1 protein-coding gene is annotated in these 1,336 nt (G+C 68.9%); it reads right to left on the bottom strand.

Annotated features, from left to right (window positions below):
- Window positions 1–42: 42 nt before the first annotated feature.
- Window positions 43–1,194, bottom strand: a complete 1,152-nt coding sequence (locus AB0435_RS34190) for an ISAs1 family transposase (protein WP_365917606.1) — start codon at window positions 1,192–1,194, stop codon at window positions 43–45.
- Window positions 1,195–1,336 lie beyond the last annotated feature (142 nt).

The raw sequence follows: 1,336 nt of genomic DNA, 5'->3' as shown, positions 1-1,336 counted from the left end.
CAGGGCTGATTCAAAGTCCTGGTGATCATGTGGTGGTGCAGGTCAGGGCAGGCCGATGAGGTCGAGTGGGCGGGTGAAGGGGTGGTAGGAGACCTCGCGCAGGCCCGCGGCGATGTTGCGGTGTCCGGCCGCGCGGAGGGTGTTGATAGCCAGGTTCCGCAGCGTGGCCATGTTCTCCGGGCCGTGCCCGGTGTGGATCTTCGAGGCGTCCTCAGCGAAAGTGGTGTCGCGTACGAAGTGCAGCCGGTTCTCGATCACCCACTGTGACCGGGCCAGGCGCCCGATCCGGAGCGGTGATGCCTCACGCGCGGTGAGATCGGTGAGCGCGTAGACGGTCTGGCGGGTGACCTTCCCGGATTTCAGGTCGGTGCGGTGCCGCAGGATGCGGGCGGCCTGCACGGCGTGCGGGAAGTCGAGCCCCAGGCCGGTGACGGTCAGACATCTGGTGGCCCGGGTCTCCTTGCGGCCGTGGCCGGCCTCTCGGTCATAACGCCGGGCAGTCACCTCCTTCCACGGCAATGCCCGCAGTTGCGTGAACAGCGTCGGCTGGTTGGCCTTGACCACCAGCAGGTAGTGCGCCTGCTTCTGCTCGACCAGGAACCGGGCGTGCCCGCGCTGGGTGTGCAGGGCATCGGCGGTGACCACGACACCGGCCAGATCGAAGGGCGCCAGCAGTCGCGTGAACGCGGTGATTTCATTCGTCTTGTCCGGTACTCGCAGCTGGCTGACGGTCTGCCCACCGCCGGAGACAGCGGCCAGCAGATGCGTCGCCGGGGCGGCGGCGGTGCGTGAGCCGCGGGCGGTCTTGCCGTCCACGGCCAGGCTCGCAACGGTGGACGGGTCGGCGCCGAGCAGGTCGGCGAGTCCCCCGGGACACACGGCGAGCAGGACGCGCCGGATGGTCGAGGTGCTGGGCGCGCGGCGGACAGCGAGCGGCCCGGCTTCGCGGATGCCGAGCCGGGCGAGGGTGTCCTGCGGTGCGTTGCGGACCCACTGGCCGATCGCGAAGTAGGAGCGGGCTCCGGCCAGGACCGCGCATGCGGCGGTCAGCAACACCGACACCAGAGGGTGACGTCGTCCACGGCGCTTGCGCGGGTCCGGCAGCATCCGCAGCCGGCCGTCCAGATTCGGGACCTCACGGTGTTGACGCGTGGGCGACTTGATCAGGCAGACGGTGGCAGACTGGCGGCACATCGAAGCTCCGGGTGTTCAGGGCGACTTGAGAGGTCACCCCGTCAACCGGAGCTTCGTTGTGTTCGTAGCGACGCCCCGACGGATCGTCACCCCGTTGTGACCAGCACTTCCGCGTGATCACCAGGACTTTGAATCAGCCCTG

The organism is Streptomyces sp. NPDC051173 (genome assembly GCF_040689515.1).
In the GTDB taxonomy this organism is placed as follows: domain Bacteria; phylum Actinomycetota; class Actinomycetes; order Streptomycetales; family Streptomycetaceae; genus Streptomyces.
This window is presented reverse-complemented; position numbering and strand designations above follow the sequence as displayed.

Excerpts from the sequence above, each read along its gene's own strand:
- AB0435_RS34190 (WP_365917606.1), bottom strand. The coding sequence starts at position 1,194 with ATGTGCCGCCAGTCTGCCACCGTCTGCCTGATCAAGTCGCCCACGCGT.